Genomic DNA, 24,988 nt, shown 5'->3' with positions numbered 1-24,988 from the left:
CAGCACAGATCTTTGGTTACCGGCCGTCCTCAAGAAACTTATCCAATGTGTTTTGCTGGAAAAAGAAGCGCCAGTTTTTGTTCCGCCTAGCGAAACAATTTGCTCACTAAATTCGAAATTTGTGTTCCGGAAGGCCTGCTGTCTCAGTTGAAATCAGCAAACCGGCACCGGAAGAAGACGCATCGAGAAGCACTTCGGGAGGAACATGCAATCGGCATGTCGTGACAAAAAGATCCTGCCTATTCTGGCCACAAAAACAGAGCCCGGTCGGCAACGGCACCGGCAGGTCAATTTGCTGAAGAAGCCTGCCTTGAGGATCGTATCTTGCGATCTGCCACCCCCCGTAGATTGCCGCCCAAACACATCCCTCTCGATCGATCTCAAGACCGTTCGGAGTTCCCTCGCCGGTGTGTCTTGCAAATCTGCGGGGATGCACAGGCAGTCCGGTATCTTCATCGACTTCAAACCGCAAGATGGTTTTGGAACCGGCTTGGGTCACAAAGAGATGACTGCCGTCAGGGCTCCAACAAAGTCCCTTCGGCCCCCTTTCCAGGTTCAGTACCTTTGTTACAACACCGTCCCGCGCAAGTGTGTAGACGATCCCCTGCCGGAACCCTTCGACTGGCAACGGCGTCAATGTGCCCACCCAGAGACGGCCTTCGGGGCCAACTTTGGCCGTAGAGAATTTGCGGAGCGCTTCATCTTTTTCAGGATGGGAAAGAACCGAACGCTTGTTTCGCTGGTAGTCGATCAAGCAAATACCTTCCCTAGAAGCAACGATCGCGTTTCCATCCGAATAGGGTGTAATTGCACCAGGCAACTCGTCATAGGGCAACCTACCGGCAGGTGAACCGCGCGGCGGCCCATCTGTTCGGCTATGACTTCCAAGTGACCGCCAATTGATCGCTCCGCCCAAACTGTCGATCCAAACAAGCCGGTCTTGGTCTGCGTCCCAACATGGCGATGATCCAACCATGTCAAATGTATCCGGGTTGAGAACTTCAATGGCCACCTCTTTGCCGGCAACGTCTGAACGACGCAGAACACGTTGGCCCACATCTTTCTTTCGCGGACCGATTGTCGGCCCCGTGGACATCTGAGACGCAGCAAAGGCCAGTTTGCGCCCGATCTGGTAGCATTCAGTGTCCGAAACTTCCGCAACCGGACAACTTGTAGAGATCGCCGCCCAAGGCACACCTTCCAAATCTGTTATTGCAGCAGCCAACTCCGTCGCAGGTTGAGCTGCAGTGGTGCCGGTTGAAACACCGGTGCCTGAACTGCGCGTCACAAATCCGGTCGCGGCTGCGAACCCCAGCAAAAGGGAAACGCCCTCGGTGGCCGGGTGCTCTGTTTCGGAGAATCTTGAAAGCGTTGATGTTAGCTTGCCGGTTTCCATGGTGGACAACACGGCTATGCCAGCGGCCGATCTGTCCAGCCGCTTTGCGATTTTGCCTGAGCCTTCGGAAACGGGCGCCAGGTTGAAGGGCAAAAAATGCTCTACTTGACGAATTGTGGTGCCTTCAACCTGCCAGAACCAGATCGACCGTTCCAATTCATCCGCCAGGCGCTGAAGCTCAGCCTTGTTAAATGATCGATCGCTTACTCTTTCTTGGGAAATCGACAGGATATCAAGCATGCCCGGCCCGAGAACATAGGCCTTTCCCGAACTGTCCAGGCTCACATAGCCGTCTTCTCGCAAGGCCGCCAGAATGCGAGACAAAGTGGCTTTCGCCAGATTTGTCGCTTCCTGTATCTGCCGAAAGGAAATCGGACGCTCAGATTTTCCGATCTCGGAAACCACCCGAAGTCCCCGCAACAATAGCCGGGCTTCGCCAGACCGCTCTGACAAGACCTCCCTCCTTGGACTATCCGCTTAAAACCAGCTTTTAAAACATAAGGGTAGTTTGTCCCGAATTCTTCCTGTTTATTCCACTCAGTGGAACAGAAATTTCCAACTGCCCCCTCTTGGGCAATAAGACTTTATGTCTCCCCTCCGGCAGCAGCAGCTTCAAAAACGCTAAATCGCGTCGGCTGCAAGAGGACCTCGGCGGGAGACAAACACTGATGGACGCAGTCCGGAGTTACCTGAAATGGCCGATAGCCGTAACGATCGCAGGGCTTGTTTCAGCCACCATCTATGGGCACTACGCGACCAATACCCCGATGGAGCATATTTCATTTGTCCTGTCAGCACTCATTCTTGCTGCATTGGAGATTTCACTCTCCTTTGACAATGCAATCGTCAACGCCAACCGTTTGGAGCTTATGGACGATGTGTGGCGTCGCCGCTTTCTGACCTGGGGGATCCTGATTGCAGTTTTTGGGATGAGGATAGTCTTCCCGCTGGCAGTTGTCGCAATTGCTGCATGGATTAACCCTCTGGAAGCAATCGTGCTGGCGATCAGCCGTCCGGACGACTATGCGAACGTCATTGCAGAAGCCCAGATTTCGATATGTGCCTTCGGAGGCACATTTCTGATACTCGTTGCTCTCTCGTTTTTTCTCGATGAAGAAAAGGAGGTGCACTGGGTAGAAAACATTGAAACCGGAATGGTCACTTGCAGCAAAATCCGCGGTTTCGATATGCTACTGGTGCTGTGTGTCGTAGCGGGTTTCGCACTGCTGCAAGCGGAGGAGAACACCACTCGTTTTGTCATTGGAGCCATCTTTGGCATGTTGACATTTACAGCAGTGAACGCCCTCGCTCAGATCCTGGATCAGAGTGCTTCGGAAATGGCCAAATCGGGTGCCCGGGCCGGCCTTGGCGGCTTTCTCTACCTTGAAATCATTGATGCAAGTTTTTCGTTTGATGGTGTTATTGGAGCGTTCGCCCTAACGACCAACCTGTTTCTGATTGCAATTGGACTTGGCATTGGCGCCATGTATGTGCGTGCGCTGACGATCATGATTGTCGACAAGCAAACCCTGGCTAGATTCCGCTATCTCGAACACGGAGCCTTTTATTCCGTGCTCGTGCTCTCGCTCGCTCTCCTACTGCAATCTGTCACGCATGTACCCGAACTTGTGATCGGACTGATCGGCGTCGCTCTCATCGGTCTTGGTTACCTGAGCTCTGTGAGGGTAACCGTCCGTACCCCGGTAGATACCGGCGACAAGACGCCGGGATAACCGCGCTTATGCGATAAATGACATTATAGAATTTCTCGAGGAACTTGCCCGTCAGAGCCGCGACCAGGCCGTCGTAGCTGATGTTGTCTAGTTAGCCGTAAATTACATTGGTGGCCGGCTCTGCAAAGGCAGTGAACCGACAAGACAGCTGGTCGATGGTCTGACTACCGACATTGGCGAAGGCAATTCTCAAATGCTGCTCCTAGCGGGGAACGAAGCAGTTGCCTAGCGTTGTCGAAGCAGTCCAATTCATAGAGAAAGGCAACGATCTGTAAATGCCAAAACGCAGAAGTTCCCTGCCAGAGATTCAGCGATTTTGCTCCCTGGAACACCTGAAATCAGATGACGGACATATGCAAAATACGCGCCGAACCGCAACCAAAAATGTCAAAGGACAGCGATCATGGGATGGTCGGGGCAACCCGACCATCCCATGCGGGCCGGCGAGTCGATATCCAGGATTTCATGATCACGGAGCCTGGCGCAGCCTCCTTTGGCAAGGTGCTTGAAATCACCAATAAAGTCTATTTAGCAGCGGATGACTTGAAGGCCTCCAAAGGCCGCCTTGCTGGTGTTGCTAACGTAGGTGGATGGTGGCTGGAGTTCTCCAGCAATGAAGAGGAACCGGAAACCCTAACCTTGAAATCGAAAAAGCCTGTGACAGGCCCTCATCATAGACGGAGGAATTACGATCCAGGCCTTGGGAAGGGCGGATGCGATCAGGGAACGAGATCCATGCGAGAAATGCCACATCGGTTCGTGGGCAGACCGCCAGGCCTGGAAATGCGCTGAGAGCAGTTGGAGCTGTTCCTTGATCCGTTGCCACCGAACGCGCCCGACCCAGTCGATGTCAAGGAGTGTTCATAGTGGAGCGTAAAGGGCGGATCCTGCCAGCCGCAATGATGATGCGGGCGCAACATCAGGTCGACCTGCTGAAAGCCAAAATAAGGGCCGCCCCAGTCTGCAGGAAAATCCGCCGTGCTGTGATAACACTCCGGAGAGCCCGTCGGGGCGAAGGTTTCGTTGCTCGAAAAATGAGCCTTGCCGATGAAACGGGTGTCATAACCCGCTTCGGCAAAGACGTTGGCCAGCCCAAGCGATCCGATTTTCTCATCCAGGTTTCGGCCGTTGTCCCTCACCCCATGCGGATAGGGCAATTTTCCGGTCAAGATCGATGCGCGCGCCGGCTGACACATGGGATGGGGTGTAATGCACTTTGAAAACCGCACCCCCTGCTTGCCGATCCGATCAATGTTCGGCGTTCTGACACCCCGGGCATCAAGACCGATGCAATCCCCGCGTTGCTGATCTGTCGATATATGCAGGACGTTGGGCTTCCTTGCGGGCGAACCAAGTGTTGTCATGGCAACAGCATTCCTCTCTTGCATCCTCGTGATGCGCTTGCGGCCAGCCGTCGGGGCTCGTCCAGGTGTTGGTCAGATGTCACCCGCGAAGTGGCAAAGCACATCCGCACCGGCAACGCGGCGCGCAGGTGGTGGCTCGTTCCGGCAAAGATCTTTTGCGTGTGGACAACGGGCGGCAAAACGGCAGCCCTTAGAGGAAATCCCTCCATCAGCCAATTTCACCGGCTTGCGTGTCTGGCGTCTTTTGCGTGGATCGGGAACAGGCACGGCTTCCAACAGAGCGCGTGTATAGGGATGCTTTGGAGCGCGGAAAAGCTCCCGCGTTTCGGCCAGTTCCACGACTTGTCCCAGATACATCACGGCAATCCGGTCGCAGATATGCTCAACGACCGCCAGGTCATGGGCAATGAAGACATAGGTCAGATCGAACTGGTCCTGGAGATCCTGCAGCAAATTGAGGATCTGCGCCTGAATGGACACATCAAGAGCCGAGACCGCCTCGTCCGCGATGATGAGCTCCGGACGGGTTGCCAGGGCCCGGGCAATGCCGAGGCGCTGTCGCTGACCGCCGGAAAACGCATTTGGATAGCGCATCAGAAATTCCGGTCTCAAGCCCACCTGGCGAAGCAGTTCGGCAACCCGGTCGGCCAGGTCCTGCCCGCTCAGGTTCTCGGATTTGCGCAAACACTGGCCGACAATCTCGAGCACCCGCAGTCGTGGATTGAGGGAGGACTGCGGGTCTTGGAACACCATACGCATGTCCTTCCAGACATCGCGCAGGTCAGCCGCGCTGCTTTGGCAAAGATCGACTTCACCGCCCTTCTTGCGCCTCAACACAATGCTACCGGACGATGGGTTCAGAACCCGCATGATGCATCGCCCGAGCGTCGTTTTGCCGCTGCCGCTTTCACCGACGATGCCGAAGGTTTCCTGCCGGAATACGTCGAAGCTGATACCGTCGACGGCGCGCACCACATCCGTCGGACGGCCAAAGAACCCGCCGCCAACCGGAAAATGCATATTGAGGTCCCGAACCTGGAGGATCGCATCAGACATGAGTATCCTCCTGACACCTGAAACAGGCCACCTCGGTGGTGCCGCTCGGCTGAAGTTCCGGTTCGCGCGCATCGCACACACCTTGGACAACGCTGTCGCACCGCGTCCGGAAAGCGCAGCCGGACGGGCGTGCCAAGGGATGTGGCACCATGCCTCTGATGGCCGGAAGCCGATGCTGCCGTTCCATGCCCAATTTGGGGACGGACCGCATCAGCGCTTTTGTGTAGGGATGGCGTGGCTCCTCGAAGATCGAAAACACATCGCCCTTTTCGACCACTTTGCCCATATACATGACCGCCACATCTTCCGCGACTTCCGCAACCACCCCAAGGTCGTGCGTAATCAGGAGGACGCCCATTTCCAGTTCCTCCTTCAACTCAGCGATCAGGTCCAGAATTTGTGCCTGGGTCGTCACATCAAGTGCAGTGGTCGGTTCATCCGCGATCAGAAGACGGGGCCGGCATGAGAGGGCCATGGCAATCATCGCGCGCTGGCGCATCCCGCCGGACAGCTCAAAGGGATACGCCTCAAAGCGTTCCGCGGGCCTTGGAATGCCCACTTTATCAAGCAGTTCTATCGCCTGCTCCCTGGCCTCGGATTTGGTGACATTGCGATGCAGATGAATTGTCTCGACAATCTGCTTCCCGATCTTGGTGATCGGCCCCAGCGACGACATCGGCTCCTGGAAGATCATTGCAATGTCCTGACCACGGATCTCCCGGAGTTGTCTTGATCCCGGTCTGGCTTTCGCAAGATCGATCGAACGCCCATCTCCGGGCCGATAGACGATGCTTCCTTCGACAATCCGTCCGGGAGCATCGACAATTCGCAGTATCGAGCGCGCCATGATCGATTTGCCGCACCCGGATTCTCCCAGGATACAGAGCGTCTTGTTTGCAAAAATGTCGAGGTCGACCCCTTCAACGGCCTTGACCACGCCGTCGTCGGTGAAGAAGTGGGTCTTCAAGCCGCGGATTTCGACCAGCGGATCCTGGCCATTGCCGGCAGGTGTGGGATCAATGGGCATGTGGATCTGCGGCATCGCGAAGGCCGTCCCCCAGGAAATTAAGTGCCAAGACGGCAAGGACGATCATTGACCCCGGCGCGATCAGCAGCCAGCGCGCTTCGATGATCGAACGGATGTTTTGCGCTTCTTTCAGAAGCGTTCCCCATGAAACGATCGGCGGCTGAAGTCCAATGCCCAAAAACGACAGTGAGGTTTCCGCCAGGATCATCAACGGCACGGCCAGGGTCAACGAGGCGATGATGTGGCTGGAAAAGGATGGCACCATGTGCTTGCGGATGATTTCCCAGTCGGTCAGACCGTCCAGCCGGGCAGCCGTGATGAAATCCTCATTGCGCAGGGACAGGAACTTGCCACGCACCTCACGTGCCAGGCTCGTCCAGCCGATCATGGACACGATGATTGTCACGACAAAATACGTTCTGAGCGGTGGCCATCCGAGCGGAATGGCCGCCGCAAGTCCCATCCAGAGCGGTATCGTGGGAATGGAGCGCAGAAACTCGATAAGGCGCTGAATGAGCGTATCGACCCAGCCACCGTAATATCCGGACAGCCCCCCCAGCGAGACCCCGATCACAAGTGAGACAACGATCCCGACGAGGCCGATGGACATGGAGATTTTCGTACCGACGATGATACGGCTGAGAACATCCCGGCCAAGCCTGTCCGACCCGAGGAAGTAGACAATGTCCTTGGGGTTCTTTGGACCGAAAAAATGCACATTGGACGGGACAAGACCGAGGACCTTGTAGTCGTAGCCTTCGACAAAGAAGCCGAGGGGAATGATCTTGGTCGGGTCTTCGACATAGCTGCGCCGCATGGTCGCCCGGTCCACCTGCATCTTCAGTGCCTTTGCATGCAACTGGAACGACGATCCGCCATCTTCACCTTCAACCAGAAAGTGGATCCCCTGAGGCGGCACGAAGATGCCCCGCCGGTTGGTTTCGTCAAATTTTTCCGGAGCCAGAAAATCGCCGAAAAGGGCCATGAAGTAGATCAACCCGGTGATCCACAGACTGACATAGGCCACCCGGTGACGCCGGAACTTGCGCCACATCAGAGCCCAGGGTCCCAACAGCTCGGGCGTGCGCTCCTCATTCGTATCTGTCGGCTCAAGCATAGTATCGACGCTCATTGATAACGTATCCTTGGATCGATCCATGCCAGCAGCAGGTCCGAAACCAGCGTGCCGATCACGGTCAGGATGCTGACCAGCAGTATGAGAGAACCAGCCAGATACATGTCCTGAACGAGCAACGCCCTCAGAAGCAGAGGACCGGTCGTCGGCAGGTTCATGACAACCGCGACGATGATCTCCCCGGACACCAACGTCGGCAGGATCCAGCCGATCGTTGAAACGAACGGGTTGAGCGCAACCCGCACCGGGTATTTCAGCAAAAGCTGAAACTCCGACATGCCTTTGGCGCGGGCCGTTACCACATAGGGCCGATAGAGCTCATCCAGCAGGTTGGCCCGCATGATGCGGATCAAGGCCGCAGCACCGGACGTGCCGACCACCACAATGGGCATCCAGATATGCGCGAGCAGGTCCAGGAATTTGTCCAGCGTCCAGGGGGCGCCGATATATTGCGGACTGACAAGGCCACCGACGCTCTGGCCGAAATACTTGAACGCCACATACATCATCACCAACGCCAGAAGGAAATTGGGCACCGCCAGCCCGATGAAGCCCAAAAAGGTCGCGATATAGTCGCCCGCAGAGTATTTGCGCACGGCTGAATAGATGCCGATGGGCAGGGCGGTCATCCAGATGAACAGGAGTGTCAGCAACGAAATCGCGAAGGTCCACCCGAGTTTGTCCCAGATGATGTCATTCACCGGAATGTTCTTTTCAAATGAGATCCCGAAGTTTCCATGAAACAGGATTTGCGAAATCCACTTGAAATACTGGACATACATCGGCTGCCCGAGCCCATACTGGTCTCTCAGCGCCTGCATCGTGCCTTCGTCGAGCCCGCCTGAATCGCTGAGCTCGGCGGCCAGAGTGTCCAGATAGTCACCGGGCGGCAACTGGATGATCACGAATGTTACGACCGAAACCAGAAAAACGGTCGGGATCATGTAAAGCAGGCGTCGGTATAAAAACCCAAGCATGTTCTAAGAGCCCGTCAGGGATTTTGCGTGGAAAGAGAACCGCGAGGTCGCCCGGAGGACAGGGCAAACCTCGCGGTGCAATACGCCCGGCCGCAAGATGGCCGGGCGAAGTGTCACTTCACGGAAGGTTATCCCCGCCCTCGAAGTAGAATTGCGCCGTATAGGGTGCAGGCGTCCACAACTGACCGGCAATCGGCATCGGATCGACATGGTTCCGCAGATTGTTCCTTGCGATACCGAAGGCCCCGTTGCTCTGGATCAGCCCGACTGTCAGCAATTGTTTGCTGGCGCTGTCGATCAGATCCACAAGGGCCTCCTCCTGCTTTGCCGGATCAGCTGTCGAGGTCACGCCGCGATAGATCTCAAACAGGTTCTTGATCTCTTCCGGCGGCTCCTCTCCTGTGCTGGGGTCAGCCCCCCACGCGGCCCATTTCGGCGCCCAGAACACAGCCTGCCCGCGCGGCAGATAGCAATCCGGGTTCGCATAGGCATCCACCAGCCCCCCCGGGCAGTTCCAGATGTACGCATCGTGCTCTCCCGAGCTCACGATTTCAAATAGCCGCGACCGGTCGCTTGCACGGACCTGAAAGTCGAGACCCACATCCTTGGCATAACCAGCAACCAGCTCCATCACATCGGGATATTGCCAGCCGAACACATCCGCGACCAGGAAAACGAGTGTAAAACGCTCACCGTCCGGACCGAGCCGGTAGCCTTCGGCATCTTTCTTGTCCAGACCGATGCCGTCAAGCAAGGCGTTGGCCTTTTCAGGATCATAGCTCGTCGAATGGTTCGCCCATTCTGCATTGTAGAATGGTGCCAGGGGATGCGGCGCTGTTTGCACCGGATTTCCGGCACCGAGATAGACGATGTCATTGATCGCGGACCTGTCGACGGCATGACTGATCGCCCGCCGGAACTCCAGGTTGTTTACAATCCCGTTTTTGACCGGATCGCCATTGTTCAGATTGAACATCAGTGCGGTCTGACTGCCTGGAATATCGCCGACCTGATAGAAGTCGTACTTGCCGCGTTCCTTGTTGTCCGTAAGCGCTGCCAGATTGACGGGCCGTCCGATATGGCGCGCCATATAATCAATCTCGCCGTTGAACGCCTTCAGCAGAATGGCTTCCACGTCTTCAACCTGATCCCAGGTGATCTGGTCTATATAGGGAAGCTGCTTGCCGTCCGGGTCGACCTTCCAGAAGTAAGGATTGCGTTCTGCGACGACACGCTCCGTAGCGCCATATCCGTTCACCAGATGCCAGGGGTGCAACGTCGGTCTGTCCGCGTTCTGCCAGAAGATAGGCGTATGCATCGGCCCGGCCTTCAGATTGAACAGCTGCACCCAGTCAGCCGCGGCCGGCTCGGCGTCGACCAGTTTTTGGACATCCGGATTGTGATCGGCATGGAACTGGGAAAGATAGTGCTTCGGATAGTTGACGACATAGTACCCAAATCCATAGGCCATGTTTTGAAGGAACAGACCGTTGGGTTCTTCGAATTTGAACTCCACTGTCGTGTCGTCAATTTTGGTGACCTTCACAGGACCTGCGCTTCCGACGAAATTCGGGTGTTTGGTCGGCGTCAGGCGCTCATCCAGCAGGACCTCGTACCAGAACATGATGTCGTCGGCTGTAAAAGGCTCGCCGTCCGACCATTTCATGCCGTCGCGCAATTTGAAGGTAAACGTCGTTGCGTCGTCGGAGACTTCAAAAGTCTCTGCGATGTTCGGCTCGATCGTCGCCCAGTCGGGGCTCCAGCGCACAAGATTTTCAGAGCCAATCAAACGAACGATATTGTGCTGATCTCCTCCTCCGAGAATGGCTCTGCGCAGCGTGCCGCCATATTCGCCGACGCTGGTCACCGGCTCCAGGACAAGCGGTGTTTTGGGAAGCCGGTCTTCAACCGCCGGCAATTCGCCCGCTTTTACCTTTTCGGACAACTGCGGCGCTTCCTTGAAATCCGCCGACCAGGCAAGCCCCGGTTGGACGAGAGCCAGTGTCACCATTGCGGCACCACCGATCAGAACAGACTTCAGATTTCCTTTTTGACTCATTTGCTCCTCCTCTATCAGCAAAGAGAGTTCGGCCGGTCACCAGTTGGTGACTGAACCATCCGGGCGCCTCAGATGAGGGGCCTCAACGGGAGTTGGGCTTTGGCTGGAGATCGCTTCTTCGTCGACTTCCACCCCGAGGCCCGGCCCTTCCGGGATCAGGTAGTTAGGACCTGCAAGTTCAGGCTGGACGGGGAACAGGTCCGGATCGTGAAAACCGAGATTTTCAACAGGGGACTGACGGGTCTCCAACCAGCTGAAATTCGGGACTGCGGCGCTGAGATGCACCGTCGCTGCTGTGCAAACTGGCCCCAGGGGATTGTGCGGCATCAGATCGATGTAAAACCGCTCTGCCCAGCCGGCCACTTTGAGCGCTTCCGTGAAGCCGCCGATATTGCAGATATCGAGACGCATATATTGCGTCAGCCCTTGCTCAAGAAATGGTGCCGCTGCCCACTTGGAGGCAAATTCTTCTCCAATAGCAAAGGGAATGCTGGTCATCCGGCGCAAAGAGGCATACGCCTCCGGCGCTTCGCTTCGGATTGGTTCTTCCAGGAAATCCAGTGTCCCCGGAGGCAGCATGGCGCAGAAACTTGCCGCCTCGGCCACGCTAAGCCGGTGATGCATGTCTATCCCCAGCGTGATGGCGTGGCCGAACTCCTTCCTGAGTGCGATCAGATCTCCCGCCACGTCTCCCAGTCCCGCTTTCGGGTCGAAGGTCTCATCGTCTTTGAAATTGGAGGGGTAGATCCGGATACAGTCCCACCCTGCCATCACGAGCTCGCGCGACTGTTGCAGGATCTCGTCACGTGTCGCCCCCATTGTGCTCGCAAAGGAGGGAACGTGGTTCCGCTGTTTGCCGCCTATGAGCTGGTAGACAGGAACGTTCAACCGTTTGCCAAGCACATCATAAAGCGCAATATCGATTGCGGACATTGCGGCAGTCAGAACGCGGCCACCCTCAAAATACTGGCTGCGGTAACACTCCTGCCAAATCCGGCCAATGCGCCGTGAATCCTGCCCCAGCAGGAAGGCAGCGAAATGGTCGATTGCCGCGGAAACCGCGACTTCCCGCCCGGAGAGGCCACTTTCCCCCCATCCATAAAGACCGTCTTCCGTCTCCAGCTTCACGAGGAGCTGGTTGCGCTTACCCACGCGCACGATGTGAGGCGTGATCGACGCGATTCTGGCAGCGCGATCTTCCCAGCCTCTGGGGGCTGGTGGAAGCTCGCAGTCAATCACTTTCGAAGCCTCTGTCATCCTGTGCACCTCTCCTTTGTTTTGAAGTTTATAACATCATAATCGAAAAATCGTCGACTATTTTTTTATTATCATCGATTTTATGTAAAATTTCAGGCACGTTCCGAGGCGCATTCGCGAATAAAACGACAAAAATTGCATCAATACGGATTGAGCAGGCGTCCACAGATTGATAGTTAGAACTGGCAGACGGCGCTGGTCAGAGGAAAGACATGAACGCTTTCAACAAATCTCAAGACCAAGAGGCCTCGCTTTACGAAGCTGTCCTCAACGAGATTTCAACCGGCCAGCTAGAGGCTGGACAAAGGCTCAAGGTTTCAGAACTTGCCAAGCGCTTCGGCGTGAGCACCAGTCCGGTGCGCGAAGTTCTGAGACTGCTGCAAGGAGAGGGTTTCGTCGAAATTCACCCCAACCGGGGGGCCGTGGTCAAACAGGCGAATGCCAACACCATCCAGAATATCTTCGAGGTGTTGCAGCTGTTGGAACCCTATTTCGTGACCTGGTTTGCAGACTACGCGCAGCCGGAAATGATTGCGGAGCTGGAAGAAATCCAGCGCAAGGTTGAAGCCCTGCCGTCTGCGGACCTGATAGAGTTCCGCAAACTGGACCTGGAATTTCACTGGTTAATCTGCCGCCAGCACTACAATCAGGTCGCCGCGGATCTCTGGAAAAAGCTCCGAACCGCACTGAATGTCCACGCCGCGAAATTGCGCATAAGCCCCGTTCGCTATCAGGCCATCATGGAAGAGCACAGAGAGCTCCTGGCTGCCTTTAACGCCAACGACGCCGCCCGGGCCGAGGCTGCCATAAACAAGCATGTTTCCGGCTCTTTTACACAAATGTCACAGCAGATGCGGGCCCTCGGACTTTAGGCTTAAATCGGCCCGAACATTACAACCCGCACATCAATGCGCATCCTCAGGGTTTCAGGAAGCCCGGCTCCCAGCTCGAAAATGTGGCCACTTGCCCCTGCACAACTTCAAGCAACATTTGCATCGCGAGATTTGCCTCCAGGCTTCGACGATAGATCGTACCCGAAGCAAATCTGATGGCAGGCAGATCCGTCTCAACGACTTCAAGCCCGCGCCCGTTCTCCGAATTCAGGAAGCTGCTTGGCAAGACCGCCAGATAATCTCCCTGCCGCAACAGGTCCAATGTCGCCATAGCGTACGCGCCAAACATGGAAGACCGCATCACTGATTTCGGCGTTGTGGCACACTTCCTCAACAGGTTTACCTTAGTTTCCCCGGCACAGATTAGGCACAATCTGCGCAACCGAAAATGCTACCAGTCAGGCAGTAGAATTTCCATACTCAACGCTGGCCACCCCTCGCTAAAAACGCAATTTATCCAATCACTTAAGTAAGTATCGAACGTCGCAGTTTTCGAGTCTCACGTCCTGACTCAATCAAAAAATAATGCTACAAAAGCATATAAATAATATTTTATTTTTTAGTTTTGATATTGTAAATGGTGATTTTCGTGTATAAAATTTCCATAAATAATCAGCCTGTCATCCGATCTGAGAAGGTGAACGTTGGCCAGAGTGATCCTCAAAAACTTGGGAAAACAGTATGCGGGGACTGATACCGCGACGCTTCACGACCTGAATCTCGAAATCGCAGACGGAGAGTTTCTCGTGCTAGTGGGGCCGTCCGGGTGCGGGAAATCTACGGCGCTCAAGCTCATTGCAGGCCTTGAGGACATCACCACCGGCGAGGTCCAGATAGGTGATCAGATTGTCAACGAGTTTGCGTCCCGGGACCGGGATATCGCGATGGTCTTTCAAAGTTACGCGCTCTACCCGCATCTGTCGGTGTTCGACAATATTGCGTTTCCCTTGCAGATCGCCAGGGTTCCAAAAAATGAAATCCGACAGCGGGTTAAAGATGTCGCCAAGACGCTTCAACTTGAGCCGTTTTTGACAAGGAAGCCCGCATGCTTATCTGGCGGGCAACGTCAGCGCGTTGCAATGGGCCGTGCGATTATTCGCCGACCCTCGGTATTTCTAATGGATGAGCCGCTTTCCAACCTGGACGCCAAACTCCGCGTCAAAATGCGTTCTGAGGTCGCGCAGATCCAGCGCCAGCTGGCAGTGACCACCATCTATGTCACTCATGACCAGGTTGAAGCCATGACCATGGGTGACAGAGTGGCGCTGATGCGCGACGGGGTCCTGCAACAAGTCGATACCCCTGACCGGATCTATCACCATCCCGCAAACACGTTTGTCGCTGCCTTCATCGGGTCTCCGGCAATGAACCTGTTCAGGATTAGTCTACTGGATCGCGAGGGAACATTGTTTGCCCGCTTCGGAGAACAGGATCTGAAGATACCAGAAAGCGTCAGACTGCGTTGCCCACAGCTGCGGATGCAAGCTGGCGGTGAGGTCGTGCTTGGTGTGCGGCCTGAAGACATCGAAGACGCCGAGGTGAAGTCCGGACATCCGGCGGACCAATGTCTGGACGCTTCCGTTGCCCTGATTGAATCGCTCGGATCGGACCACATGGCTCATGTCATGCTCGAAGCGAAATCCCTCAAGGAAGTCGAAGATGACGATGGGGATCTGAGTAAAGTCGATTTCCAGGCTCAAGGTGGGATCAGCGCAAATTGTGTCTGCCGTTTCTCGTCCCGATCGCGCGTGAAGACCCGTCAGAAGGCACGGCTCGCGATTGATTGCGAGCGTCTGCATTTCTTCCATCCGGAAACAGGCCGAACATTGGAAGAGAATTTAACATCTGAAAACTGAAGCCGCGAAGCGGCATTTCCAGGGAGGAAGAGAAGATGAAATCCATGTTACGTTCCGGTCTCCTGGCCGGCTCGGTTCTCGCAGTTTCGCTGGGGTCCTCATTTGCCGACGACAAGGTCGTTCTGTCGATGTGGCATCAGCACCCGGAGTGGAAAGACAGGGTTGAGGCGATCCTCGATAAGTTCGAGGCGGCTCATCCTAATATCGAAATTGCACTCGAGGAGATTGCCGGAACCAATTATTCCGCGCGGCTGAACACGGCTCTTGCAGCTGGTGAAGCCCCGGACCTTTTCGGTCTTCCTGCTGGTCCGGAAACGCAGGCAGCTGCGGATGCAGGCTATGTGATCGACCTGACCGGAAAACTTGACGTTTCAAGTTTGCGTCCTGCGGCTGCCGAAGCGATTGACAGCAATGGCAAAGTTTATGGTGTTCCGATCCTCGGCTCCTATTCGGTTGGGCTTTACTATCACCGCGATATTCTGAAAGAACTCGACATCGAGCCACCACAGACCCAGGCAGAATTCATGGAGGCCTGTACCGCCATGAAAGAGCAGGGTGTCACTCCGCTGGTCATCCCGGCATCTGACGGTATCGTTCCTTCTTTCATGTACATGATGATGGCATCTTCCATCATGGGAGCGGACGGTTTCGCTGATATTCGAGCTGGCAAGCGCCGCTTCGACGATCCGGACATGTTGAAGGCGGCTGAATTTCTTCAGGAAATTGCCGCATGCGTCCAGCCCGGTGCCCTGTCGACACCTTATGTCGAAGGAAAGGCCCTGGCCGCAATGAAGCAGGGTGCAATGATGCCTGGTGGATCGGCCGACTATGCCGGATATCAGGAAATTAATCCTGCCGTTGACCTGGGTGTTGTGCCGTTCCCGGCCGTAGAGGGCGGAACGCCTGCAACGGTTACAGGGCTTGAATACATCTTCATGGTCAATTCGAAATCGGAAAACCAGGATGCAGCGCTCACCTTCCTGCAGTGGATGCTGGGTGACGAGGCTCAGCAGATGGTTGTTGATACCATCACCATGAGCACCTCGGCCAATGTCTCACCGTCTGACAATCGGATCCTTGACGAGTTCACGACTGCTGCAAAGTCCAACGATGTGCGGGTTTTCTACGAGTTGCCGGAAACCGGGAACGTCTGGTCCGTGGCCCAGCAGAACGTTGCTGCGCTTTTCCTGGGTGAGATGACGCCACAGGCTTTTTCGGAAGCACTGCAGGCAGCGGTCAAACCGTCAAAGAACTGACAACAGTGAGCGGCCAGGAGAAACTGGCCGCTCTTTTGATTGACTGACGGTATCAGAGGCTGGAATGGCCGGAAATTCAAAAAAAGCGCGAAGACTGCCCTCCTCGATGGGACGGAACCTTGGCCATCTCTGGTTTGTAGCGCCAGGGTTCCTGTTCTTTCTTCTGGTCATGCTCGTGCCGCTGATACTCGCTTTTGCCATTTCAATGACCGATTGGACAGGCCTCGGGGCGGACGCAAAATTCATCGGTCTTGGCAACTATGTTGAAATTCTCGGTTATTGGCCCTTTTACCGGGCGGCCTTTCACAATGCCCTGATCTTTCTGGCAATCTTATTGTTTCAGCACACAGTCGGTCTTTACATTGCAGTTCTACTCAATGAAAAACCACGCTTCATGCAGTTCTATCGGACGGTGCTTTTCCTGCCGGTGATCATGTCTCTCGTCTCGACCGGCTTTATCTGGACGCTGATGCTCTCGCCCAATATCGGGCTAATCAATCCCATGCTGAAGGCAATTGGGCTGGGTTTCCTGGCCAAACAGTGGCTCAGTGAACCGGGTACTGCGCTGATGGTCATTATTATGGTCACCGCGTGGAACAGTCTGGGGTGGGCGATCATCATCTATCTGGCCGGGTTGCAAGGCGTTCCCGAGGAATTGAAGCAGGCTGCCGAGATGGATGGTGCTAACTCGCGGCAAGTGTTCTGGCGCGTGGTCTTCCCGCAGCTTTCACCGGCCTTTACGGCCCTCACGGTGCTGACGTTCATTGGCACCTTTAGAACATTCGACGTGGTCTACGTACTGACAGGACCTCTGGGGGCACCAAATTTTGCAACCGATGTTCTGGGGACATTGATCTATCGCACCGCTTTTGGTGGTTCGTCCTTCTCGTCAGCCGATATCAGGTTTGCGTTCGGCGTAGCCATGGCGCTGCTGATGATGATTGTCATGGCCGTCATCGTTCAGCTGTTGATCCGGATGTTGCGCAGCAGGGAGATTGAGTCATGACAAGCCCCGCATTGGTCCGCAGTGATACGGCCTTTCAAAGAGGTGCATTGACCGCTCTCCGGACCGGAGTTCTGGTCCTTGCAACGCTGTGGGTTCTTGGCCCCCTCTTCTTCATGGTTCTGGCGTCCTTCAAGACCGTTCCGGAATTCTTCATGAATCCCTTCGGTTTCCCCAAGGAACTCGCGTTTTCGAATTACACCCGGGCCTGGAGCGATGCACATGTATCTGTAACACTGCCCAACACGGTGATCGTGACTAGCGTCGCCGTCGTAGCTTCAACTCTGCTTTCTGCGATGATTGCGTATGGCCTCAGCCGCAAGGAAAAGCGCTTTGCGATGGGGCTCTATACCTTGTTTGTCGCAGGGCTGCTTGTTCCCGTTCACGCGATCATCCTGCCGCTGTTCATTGTGCTCAAACACCTGGGACTGCTCGGCACTTTGCTCGCCCTGATCTTGCCTTACACCGCGATGGGGCTGCCACTCGGCGTTCTGGTTTTGACGCCGATAGCCGCGGCCTTGCCGCGTGATCTTGTCCACGCGGCGCGTTTGGATGGGGCAACTGAAGGTCAGATCTTCTGGAAGGTCGTTCTGCCGCTCATGAAACCGGGGCTTGTCTCGGTCGCGATCTTGAACGGTGTCTGGATGTGGAACGAGTTCTTTATCCCGCTCATTGTCTCGTTCAAGCCGGAAGCCCAGACCATGCCTGTGGGCATCGTCTCCTTCATTGGTTCCTATTCAACGGAGTGGGGGCTTGTGTTCTCAAGCGTGGTGATTTCAACACTGCCGGTGGTGGTCGCCTACCTGCTGATGACCCGCCAGTTCCAATCCGGATTGACAGCTGGCGCGATTAAATAGACTGTAATTTTTGTTCGCAGTTTTCTTGCTTGCGTCCTTTCTTCGAGCTAGGCATCGGACTCGTGGTCAGCCAGGCAGCCACGCACTCGTCCAAGCGCCGTTGTTTCATGGGCCTCCTTTTGGTCCTTTCCCGTTCGAGCAGAATGGTCTGGCCGCGAGATGTGTAGACAGCGGCCGGGGTGAGATTTTTCAGGCTCTCGTGATAGCGGAGATGGTTGTCGTAGCTGACGAACGTATCGATTTGCGCTTCGAGATCACCTTGTAGAAAGTAGTTTTCCAGCAGAACCGGTTCTTCAGGGGCCGATGCCAGCGCTCGATCTTGCCTTGGGTCTGCGGATGATAGGGGTTACCGCGTGTGTGCGTCATTCCCTTTCCGGCAAGGTATTCGGCCAGATCTCCGAAGATGTAGGTCGGCCTTGGGGTGTTGTTGAAGAATACAAATATTCGAAGTCTTTGATTACGTTAGGAAAGGGGAAAATTTGGGATACCGAAACGCTCGACGTTTACCCAACCAAACCGAAGGAGCTCATTCCAAAAGGGAAAATGGCGTTCTCAGGGCTTAAAAAGGAGGTCGATAGGGCAAACGTGATCGCTTACCTTGCTCAACTTGACCAAGACGGCGCATCAGAGTAAAGATGAAGTAAAAAATTGTTCGAATAACTTGAATATATCTTTAATATTGGAAAATTAGAAGTAAGATTTCTTGTTAATCGTATTAAGTCAGCCTGTAAAATAAAAAACCCAAATGATGTTGCAAGTACAAACGTCATTTGGGTTCTTGCCAACTTCACTTAATCCTAGCATCTTCTACCGGATAACCAAGGCCACCTTGTTCCCCAAAATTCTCTAGATGACACTCACTACACGCTGTGATTACATTCACTGCCTGCGGCGACCCGTTTGGCGAAACCATCATGTAATACCAGTCTCCTGTATCTGGTGACTTACCACCTGCAACTTTCTCCATAAGGAACAATGGGCCTTTGCTGACTTTGCCGTCACCATCGACCGAAAACGACTCTTTGGCTATCCTAGTTCCAGCCGGGACAGTAACATTTTCTGCCTTGTATTTAAGGTACTCGTCCGCACCAATCGAGTTGACATATGTCATGAGGAAGCGGCCGCCATGAAAGCCGGGAGCTGCTGGAAACGCACTAGCCTGCGTCCAATTTGGATAGTCTTTCACAAAATCTGCAGGAATCCAACGTTTCGGGCCGTTCTGATATCCGGTCTGCAGGTCGGACTTTAGGCAATCATAAATGGATTGGGCTTCATCAGCAGTTAGTTCGTCCCCTGATTTTTGCACATCACAAGCAGCATATGCGGTTGAAGACATTAGTAGCGCAACAGCGAAACTTCCTAAAGAAACAAGCCGACTTTGCATAGCAATCTCCCTCAGTTCAATCGGTGTTTTGACTAAGGATTAGTATGTTCGAAATTCGGAAAAAAGCAGACTAAAACAAATTCACAATAACGTGCTTGGCCGGAGATGCTCGAGAAAAGTAAATTACCTGCCTTTATTATTTACAGCGTTTTTGAGTTTGTTGCATCTTTCAGGTATTTTGAATAAAAACCGAATTGTCTTGATTGGAGAAGATTTTTCCAAGTGTGGCACAATCATAGTGGCTTTTGCGTTTGCAACAATCCGCAGCGCTAGTCTTTTGCCAATTGATATTCTCAAAGAAAAACAATTCAAGAAGCAACCGCCCGGCCAAGCCGCATAGCTGGTAGTGCTTGTTCAGAACTTCACGAGCTTTCGAACGATCATCATGACGGTTTCGGTGTTGAAGTATCCCGCTTGGATGGAATAAGTGCCAGGCTTAAGGCTGAGGGACCGGTTGGGCTGAAGGAGATCAGTTCCAATATCCGAAGCATCCATAAGTCGTAAATGTCCTGAAGCCCCTGTCTCCAGAGTGCCTTGCTCTGCGTTTTTGGCCGCAAATGCTTCTTCGAGGCCTTCAGCAGTCATCCAGGCGATTGGTCCAACATCTCCGGCTAGGACGGTTGCTGCGCCGTCACCGCACCGCATCGCACCGTTCCGATCCAGTTCGTTATGCGGCAACCCCGAGCGTAGTCGCTTTCGTCATCCGGGTCTTCATGGTCCGACCAGCCTTCGATCCCACGCCACTTCTTCAGAAGCTCTTCCGGCACAAGAAGGTGCGGACCACCACCGGTCTCAATCTATTCGTACAAATCTGACATCGACTACTTCTTACTCCGTTCTTCCTGTCGCCTTGGAATTAGCTCCTCGATCCGATTGATCGCTTCTTCGGCAACTTCCAGCCCGCTGGCCTTGAAGATATCTGCGAACTTCCACCGCACATTCGCCATACAGGCGACTCCCTGGATTTTGCCGGACTTATAGAGCTGGTTGAATCCGGAGTAACCGTCGGCGTGTTTGCCTTCGCGGTCGGTGCTGAACCGTTACCATGCGGCGGGCGGATCATCGCCACCCCATGGCCGTTCATCCCGAACGTAGGTCCAGATGCGTGCCGTCGCGCATTTGCCCTTCACCTGCATCTTGGTGGGCGTATCATACGCGAAGATGGCCTGTCCGGCGCGAACATGTCGGCCAATGGCCTCGGCCAGAGGTGATTGGCATATCGTCTCGCAACCACTGCAGGCCAAGCGGGGGCGCGAGATACGGTTCATGATGAAGCCTCCGGGGATGTAGTCCAACTCTTCCGTTACATCCTCGCCATTGAAAAGCAAAAATTCAATCACACGGAAATGTCGGTGTTGACTCCGCTAGCGCGAGCGCTGCGTTGGCACTAGTGAACAAAATTCAGTAGAGAGATTGAAGGCAATTCCTTCTACTTAGCGAAATCAAAGAGTCATGCAGCAGCTATTTTGCAAAGCTTATCGAAATGCCGCGGAAGTCTTGGTAATCCGCGACCTTGAACCGCAGGTACTCGCCCCGGGAAAGCCACACGTTCAATTCTTTCAATCCCCGGTCAGCTGAAGCCTTGTACGATTTAATTTGGGCGGGAAAAGAGCTTGAACACGACATCAACTTACGCAAAACCCTCCATTGTTCCCGCCCAAATTCAATCGCATAGCGTTCAGAATCTCCTCAATACCACACCCAGACAGTTAGGCGTTTCATCCGACGCCGAAATTGAGACCTCCAGGCAAGCAAAGGAAGACGTAAACTTTAACTGACTACCAAAATCAATAAGTACACAAGAGTTCGGCCAATATACTGCTAAACGAAGTTATAAAGTTCTTAGTTAGCAGCTCGCTATACAAGGTCTGAACCTATTTCTCTGGACAAGTTGTTTTCACAATTCTCGACCTACAATGCATCTTAGGCAACTAACTTGCGTTACTTGAGCGCAGAATTGTAGCTAACAATTCACTCACCTCGGCCGGAGTGCAATCAACTGAGAAGGTTTGCTTACTTGAGAGACACCATTTTACGGGAATGGGTAGAGGCAAGCTAAGCATTTTTACTCGGCCGACTTTGGCATCGCGTGCCACCGAAAGCCTTGGAAGGACTGATACGCCACGCCCCGCGGCAACCAGGTCTATAAGCGAAACACTAGATTCAATCCGCTCTACCCTTGTCGGCATCACACCTGCCGGACTGAAGAAGTGCTCATACTCGAATCCTGCTCCTGGTTGTTCGCTGTAGGTGAAATACCGTTCATGCGAAACCAACTCTGCTGTCACTTCATCCGCCATCGCGAACGGATGACCTGGTGCGCAAACAGCGACTAGGTGATCTTGGGTTACATGAGTACGCAAATGCCCAAGTGGGGCATGCTGTTCAAGTGTTAACACAGCATCCGCAAGGCCATCGGTTAGCAAGGAGCCCACTTGCTCAGGCATTCTCCGAAGGAGTGTCAGACCGATGCCGCGCCGCTCCAGAACATCACTGAGCGTGACAATATCAAGTCTATCAAAAACTGTCAGCACTAGGCGCAGCCGAGGCCCACTGGCTCGCGAGATCCATTGTGCTTCTGCTTCCGCTTCAGCTAGAATCCGTTCAGCTACCAGAGCTTTCTCAACCAGATGTTCTGCTGCATTCGTCAATGTCAGCGACCGGCCCTGCTTTTGCGTTAGCGAAACACCTAGCCTCCGCTCTGCCTCCCTCAAACGCTGGCTCGCCGCTGACTGTGTGATGTTCTGCGCCTCAGCTGCACGCGACAAGGATTTGTTACGAGCAAGGCCGATCAGCAGCTGCAGGTGAGAGCGATCTAAAAACATATTAGAAAAACTACTGCTTTTGGCCTGAAATTCAAATTTTTATTATGTTCTTGGGCGACTTATTTTCAAGTCAAGTGACGCGATATGGACAGGAGACTGGAATGGTTAAGCCCACCTCATTTGACTTCGTTCTCGAAACCCTTGTCGACCTCGAGGCCTATCCTTTGCTGGCACCTAATAGCTTGGACTACGCCTCTGCGGTGAAAAGTGCACAGGCCGGACTGAATAACGATGGCTGCGCTCGGATAGAAGGGTTCATACGCGCAGAACAGTTAGAGCAACTGCGAGAAGAGAGTATGAGGCTTGCCCCCAATGTGCAGGTCAAGCAAAGCCGTTTTACGCCCTATATTTCGGTTGACGAGAGTTTTCCCGATTGCCACCCGCGTCGCCGCATTCAGGATGCGACGAATGGCTTTGTAACCCGTGATCTAATACCTGAAAGTGCTCTGATTCAAAAGCTTTATGGAGCCCCTGCCTTTAAGCGTTTTCTGGCCGATTGTTTTGACAAGCCCGTGCTTCACGAGTTTGCCGACCCTATGCGTGGTCTGGTGGTCAATGTCATGCCCGAAGACACCACGCTTCCTTGGCATTTTGACACGAATGAATTCATTGTCAGCTTGATGACGGTCAAACCGGACTCAGGCGGACTGTTTGAGTATTGCCCCGGTATTCGTGCACCTGGTAGCGAAAACTACGATGATGTGCGGGCTGTGTTGGACGGTTGGCAAGACCCAGTCAAAACGCTTGAACTCGACGTCGGAGACCTTCAACTCTTCATGGGCCGCTACGCACTGCATCGTGTTTGTGAAGGTAAAGGTGAACGCCACACAGCTATTTTCGGCTATTCTGAAGACGCTGGGTACATTGGCACTGCTGATAGTACACGACAGGCCTATGGCCGCTGCATGCAGGCCCATATCGATGCGGACCAGAACCGTCTAGTTGATGGCCTAGCGGGCTGAAATAATGCGCTTCGATAGTTTGAATTGAGAGCTCAGTTTCAACCTTTACATCCTCTCGGAGGCCATACGTGTTGACCGAAACGTCCTTTGCTCCGCCCAGTGCGGAAACTGCTAATGCTGCAGCACGCGACAGGCTACGGCGCTTGAGAGCATCCTTGAAGAAGCACGAACTTGCGGCAGTACTGCTGTTTGATTCCATCAATCTGCGCTATGCCTGCAATTCAAGGAACATGCAGGTAAATACGGCCCGGAATCCCGGACGATATGTTTTTGTGCCGGCCGAAGGGCCGGTTGTCTTGTTTGAATACTACGGTTGCGGACATCTGTCCGCAGGGCTTGATACGGTTCACGAAGTGAGGCCTGCGCATGCACTACACCCACTCTACTCTGAAACTAAGTACCAGACTCACCTGAAAAATTTTGCCCATGAAATCGTTGCGCTCTTGAAAGCTCACGGAAATGGGAACATGCGCCTCGGAATTGACCGCCCCACAACAGAGATGGTCGGAGCCCTTCAAGCTCTCGCAGTTGAAGTCTCGGATGCGGAAGTTCCCCTGGACAAGGCCCGTGCGATTAAATCGCCTAACGAATTGGAGCTGATTCGCGCCTCTGTCCGATGCACTGAAGCTGCCGTCTCGGAAATGGAGCGATACATCGAGCCAGGGCGCTCGGAAAACGAAGTTTGGTCCAAAATGCATCAAAAGCTCATTGAAGGTGGTGGAGAATACATCGAAACGCGGCTCTTCAATTCAGGTAGTCACACCAATCCGTGGTTTCAGGAGACAAGTGACAAACCGTTGCGTGAGGGCGAACTTGTTGCACTCGATACGGACGCAATCGGTTGTTTCGGGTACTACACTGACTTTTCTCGCACTTTTCTGTGTGGGGACGTAACGCCCACGGCAGAGCAGCGGAAGATCTACGGCTATGCTTACGAGATGCTTGAACACAATATCGCTTTGCTCGGTGCTGGTGTCGGCTTTCGTGAGTTTGCTGAAAAGTCTTGGCCAATACCCGAAGCCTATATCCCCAATCGATACATGGTGCTCGCGCACGGGAATGGAATGGCAGGAGAATGGCCTCTGATCCGGCACATGGTAGATTGGGATGAAATCGGTGAAGACGGTGTGCTCGAACCGAATATGACGATCTGCGTCGAAGCCTTTATTGGCCACGAGAAAGGCGGCGAAGGCGTTAAACTCGAAGAACAAGTTCTCATTAAAGAAGACGGAATCGAGCGTCTTTCTACATATGGTTACGAACCGCGTCTTATGCCTATTTGATTTTTTTATTAAATTTTAGCAATAACGTTCAAATAGGCATAAATGCTCGCTGGCAACGGCTTGCATAATGGCTGATAGCTATTTTCTGCGCGAACTCAGCTAAAAAGTGTTTTTTTATGCTGCTAATCAAATGCAGTGTTGCCAGTTGTTGGCAAACATTTGGAATCAATGCGAATAAAAAACGAAGGCAGGCGCCACATCCTCGGACACGCCCTCGATTTTGTTCGCCCAGATCTCGCGTTTAGTGAGGTGAAAGGCTTCGGAACAGGTCATTCCACCGTTCGTGACATGCTGATAGAACCGCTCCATGTCTAGATATGTGGGTGCTTGCGGGACATTTCCATTTCCGACGTTGTCGCAAAGCATGATGAACCAACTCAAGAAATTGCTCGGAGCGTACAGCTAGTTTCAGAACAGTCCAACCAGGGATCGAGTATTATCGAAATTGAGACAGAAGAAATTTAGTCAAGCTTAAATGAACTAAGCAACACAGCAGCGTAGGGATAAACCTCTCTAAACGAGCCTTCGGTTCGGCGGATGTTTTCCAAATGCGGTCGAATGCCAATAGTAGTAAGGACTACTACGTCTAGTAAGCTCGGCGATCTCATCTGAACACCAGTTGCTTATGCCTGTGATTTCGTGGTTTAGCTAGTTCAGGCGATCAT

24 protein-coding genes and 2 pseudogenes are annotated in these 24,988 nt (G+C 53.8%); 10 read left to right on the top strand and 16 right to left on the bottom strand.

The window, feature by feature from the left end:
• Nucleotides 1-106: 106 nt before the first annotated feature.
• Nucleotides 107-1,849, bottom strand: coding sequence for an SMP-30/gluconolactonase/LRE family protein (locus ABVF61_RS30675; protein WP_353997420.1), 1,743 nt, complete (start codon nucleotides 1,847-1,849; stop codon nucleotides 107-109).
• A 215-nt stretch (nucleotides 1,850-2,064) separates the two neighbouring features.
• Between ABVF61_RS30675 and ABVF61_RS30670 the strand changes: the two genes are divergently transcribed.
• Both ABVF61_RS30670 and ABVF61_RS30665 read left to right on the top strand, forming a co-directional pair.
• On the top strand, nucleotides 2,065-3,129 hold the full coding sequence (locus ABVF61_RS30670; RefSeq protein WP_353997419.1) for a DUF475 domain-containing protein: 1,065 nt from the start codon (nucleotides 2,065-2,067) through the stop codon (nucleotides 3,127-3,129).
• A gap of 342 nt (nucleotides 3,130-3,471) precedes the next feature.
• Nucleotides 3,472-3,921: a hypothetical protein gene (locus ABVF61_RS30665; RefSeq protein WP_353997418.1), complete on the top strand. Its 450-nt coding sequence runs from the start codon at nucleotides 3,472-3,474 to the stop codon at nucleotides 3,919-3,921.
• Here the strand turns inward: ABVF61_RS30665 and ABVF61_RS30660 are convergent.
• The 7 genes from ABVF61_RS30660 to ABVF61_RS30630 all read right to left on the bottom strand — a co-directional run bounded on the left by ABVF61_RS30660 (nucleotide 3,849) and on the right by ABVF61_RS30630 (nucleotide 12,004).
• Nucleotides 3,849-4,493 carry a sulfatase-like hydrolase/transferase gene (locus ABVF61_RS30660; RefSeq protein ID WP_353997417.1) on the bottom strand — a complete coding sequence of 215 codons (645 nt, stop codon included), beginning with the start codon at nucleotides 4,491-4,493 and terminating at the stop codon, nucleotides 3,849-3,851. The genes ABVF61_RS30665 and ABVF61_RS30660 overlap by 73 nt on opposite strands.
• A 72-nt stretch (nucleotides 4,494-4,565) precedes the next feature.
• Nucleotides 4,566-5,549, bottom strand: coding sequence for an ABC transporter ATP-binding protein (locus ABVF61_RS30655; protein ID WP_353997416.1), 984 nt, complete (start codon nucleotides 5,547-5,549; stop codon nucleotides 4,566-4,568).
• Complete coding sequence (locus ABVF61_RS30650; RefSeq protein WP_353997415.1) at nucleotides 5,542-6,576, bottom strand: ABC transporter ATP-binding protein; 1,035 nt, start codon at nucleotides 6,574-6,576, stop codon at nucleotides 5,542-5,544. The genes ABVF61_RS30655 and ABVF61_RS30650 overlap by 8 nt, the downstream gene beginning before the upstream one ends.
• Complete coding sequence (locus ABVF61_RS30645; protein WP_353997414.1) at nucleotides 6,566-7,708, bottom strand: ABC transporter permease; 1,143 nt, start codon at nucleotides 7,706-7,708, stop codon at nucleotides 6,566-6,568. Before ABVF61_RS30645 ends, ABVF61_RS30650 begins: the two co-directional genes overlap by 11 nt.
• Nucleotides 7,705-8,688: an ABC transporter permease gene (locus ABVF61_RS30640; protein WP_353997413.1), complete on the bottom strand. Its 984-nt coding sequence runs from the start codon at nucleotides 8,686-8,688 to the stop codon at nucleotides 7,705-7,707. The genes ABVF61_RS30645 and ABVF61_RS30640 overlap by 4 nt, the downstream gene beginning before the upstream one ends.
• Before the next feature lie 118 nt (nucleotides 8,689-8,806).
• Nucleotides 8,807-10,747, bottom strand: a complete 1,941-nt coding sequence (locus ABVF61_RS30635) for an ABC transporter substrate-binding protein (protein ID WP_353997412.1) — start codon at nucleotides 10,745-10,747, stop codon at nucleotides 8,807-8,809.
• A 36-nt stretch (nucleotides 10,748-10,783) separates the two neighbouring features.
• A complete protein-coding gene (locus ABVF61_RS30630; RefSeq protein WP_353997411.1) occupies nucleotides 10,784-12,004 on the bottom strand; it encodes a mandelate racemase/muconate lactonizing enzyme family protein in 1,221 nt (406 codons plus the stop codon).
• 212 nt (nucleotides 12,005-12,216) lie between these two features.
• Between ABVF61_RS30630 and ABVF61_RS30625 the strand changes: the two genes are divergently transcribed.
• On the top strand, nucleotides 12,217-12,876 hold the full coding sequence (locus ABVF61_RS30625; RefSeq protein WP_353997410.1) for a GntR family transcriptional regulator: 660 nt from the start codon (nucleotides 12,217-12,219) through the stop codon (nucleotides 12,874-12,876).
• A 46-nt stretch (nucleotides 12,877-12,922) separates the two neighbouring features.
• On the opposite strand, the gene ABVF61_RS30620 is transcribed toward ABVF61_RS30625, so the two are convergent.
• Nucleotides 12,923-13,168, bottom strand: a complete 246-nt coding sequence (locus tag ABVF61_RS30620; protein WP_353997409.1) for a hypothetical protein — start codon at nucleotides 13,166-13,168, stop codon at nucleotides 12,923-12,925.
• A 373-nt stretch (nucleotides 13,169-13,541) separates the two neighbouring features.
• On the opposite strand from ABVF61_RS30620, the gene ABVF61_RS30615 reads away from it, so the two are divergent.
• The 4 genes from ABVF61_RS30615 (at nucleotide 13,542) to ABVF61_RS30600 (ending at nucleotide 17,869) form a co-directional block, all read left to right on the top strand.
• Nucleotides 13,542-14,753, top strand: a complete 1,212-nt coding sequence (locus ABVF61_RS30615) for an ABC transporter ATP-binding protein (RefSeq protein WP_353997408.1) — start codon at nucleotides 13,542-13,544, stop codon at nucleotides 14,751-14,753.
• A gap of 35 nt (nucleotides 14,754-14,788) precedes the next feature.
• Nucleotides 14,789-16,009 (top strand): ABC transporter substrate-binding protein, encoded by a 1,221-nt coding sequence (locus ABVF61_RS30610; protein WP_353997407.1) that lies wholly within the window; start codon nucleotides 14,789-14,791, stop codon nucleotides 16,007-16,009.
• Nucleotides 16,010-16,073: 64 nt separating this feature from the next.
• Nucleotides 16,074-17,015: a carbohydrate ABC transporter permease gene (locus tag ABVF61_RS30605; RefSeq protein WP_353997406.1), complete on the top strand. Its 942-nt coding sequence runs from the start codon at nucleotides 16,074-16,076 to the stop codon at nucleotides 17,013-17,015.
• The gene (locus tag ABVF61_RS30600; protein WP_353997405.1) at nucleotides 17,012-17,869 is read left to right on the top strand and encodes a carbohydrate ABC transporter permease; all 858 of its coding nucleotides are present in this window, start codon (nucleotides 17,012-17,014) and stop codon (nucleotides 17,867-17,869) included. Before ABVF61_RS30605 ends, ABVF61_RS30600 begins: the two co-directional genes overlap by 4 nt.
• Nucleotides 17,870-17,960: 91 nt before the next feature.
• Here ABVF61_RS30600 and ABVF61_RS30595 read toward each other — a convergent pair.
• Nucleotides 17,961-18,283: pseudogene (locus ABVF61_RS30595) on the bottom strand (integrase core domain-containing protein); the annotation flags it as partial.
• Between ABVF61_RS30595 and ABVF61_RS30590 the strand changes: the two are divergent.
• A complete protein-coding gene (locus tag ABVF61_RS30590) occupies nucleotides 18,173-18,502 on the top strand; it encodes a c-type cytochrome (protein ID WP_353997404.1) in 330 nt (109 codons plus the stop codon). The pseudogene ABVF61_RS30595 and the gene ABVF61_RS30590 sit on opposite strands and share 111 nt — an antisense overlap.
• Before the next feature lie 154 nt (nucleotides 18,503-18,656).
• Here the strand turns inward: ABVF61_RS30590 and ABVF61_RS30585 are convergent, their stop codons facing one another.
• From ABVF61_RS30585 to ABVF61_RS30560, 6 genes and pseudogenes are all read right to left on the bottom strand, one after another.
• A complete protein-coding gene (locus ABVF61_RS30585; RefSeq protein ID WP_353997403.1) occupies nucleotides 18,657-19,253 on the bottom strand; it encodes a cytochrome P460 family protein in 597 nt (198 codons plus the stop codon).
• A 354-nt stretch (nucleotides 19,254-19,607) separates the two neighbouring features.
• Entirely contained in the window at nucleotides 19,608-19,898 is a 291-nt protein-coding gene (locus ABVF61_RS30580; protein ID WP_353997592.1) for a hypothetical protein, read from the bottom strand.
• Entirely contained in the window at nucleotides 19,865-20,020 is a 156-nt protein-coding gene (locus tag ABVF61_RS30575; protein WP_353997402.1) for a hypothetical protein, read from the bottom strand. Before ABVF61_RS30575 ends, ABVF61_RS30580 begins: the two co-directional genes overlap by 34 nt.
• Before the next feature lie 54 nt (nucleotides 20,021-20,074).
• A pseudogene (locus ABVF61_RS30570) lies at nucleotides 20,075-20,254 on the bottom strand (IS66 family transposase); the annotation flags it as partial.
• A gap of 39 nt (nucleotides 20,255-20,293) precedes the next feature.
• The gene (locus ABVF61_RS30565; RefSeq protein ID WP_353997401.1) at nucleotides 20,294-20,593 is read right to left on the bottom strand and encodes an IS66 family transposase zinc-finger binding domain-containing protein; all 300 of its coding nucleotides are present in this window, start codon (nucleotides 20,591-20,593) and stop codon (nucleotides 20,294-20,296) included.
• Between the two features lie 591 nt (nucleotides 20,594-21,184).
• On the bottom strand, nucleotides 21,185-22,078 hold the full coding sequence (locus ABVF61_RS30560) for a LysR family transcriptional regulator (RefSeq protein ID WP_353997400.1): 894 nt from the start codon (nucleotides 22,076-22,078) through the stop codon (nucleotides 21,185-21,187).
• A gap of 101 nt (nucleotides 22,079-22,179) precedes the next feature.
• Between ABVF61_RS30560 and ABVF61_RS30555 the strand changes: the two genes are divergently transcribed.
• Both ABVF61_RS30555 and ABVF61_RS30550 read left to right on the top strand, forming a co-directional pair.
• Nucleotides 22,180-23,040, top strand: a complete 861-nt coding sequence (locus ABVF61_RS30555; RefSeq protein ID WP_353997399.1) for a HalD/BesD family halogenase — start codon at nucleotides 22,180-22,182, stop codon at nucleotides 23,038-23,040.
• A 68-nt stretch (nucleotides 23,041-23,108) separates the two neighbouring features.
• The gene (locus tag ABVF61_RS30550; RefSeq protein ID WP_353997398.1) at nucleotides 23,109-24,323 is read left to right on the top strand and encodes a M24 family metallopeptidase; all 1,215 of its coding nucleotides are present in this window, start codon (nucleotides 23,109-23,111) and stop codon (nucleotides 24,321-24,323) included.
• Nucleotides 24,324-24,988: the final 665 nt, after the last annotated feature.

This window comes from Roseibium sp. HPY-6 (assembly GCF_040530035.1).
Taxonomy (GTDB): Bacteria; Pseudomonadota; Alphaproteobacteria; order Rhizobiales; family Stappiaceae; genus Roseibium.
This window is presented reverse-complemented; position numbering and strand designations above follow the sequence as displayed.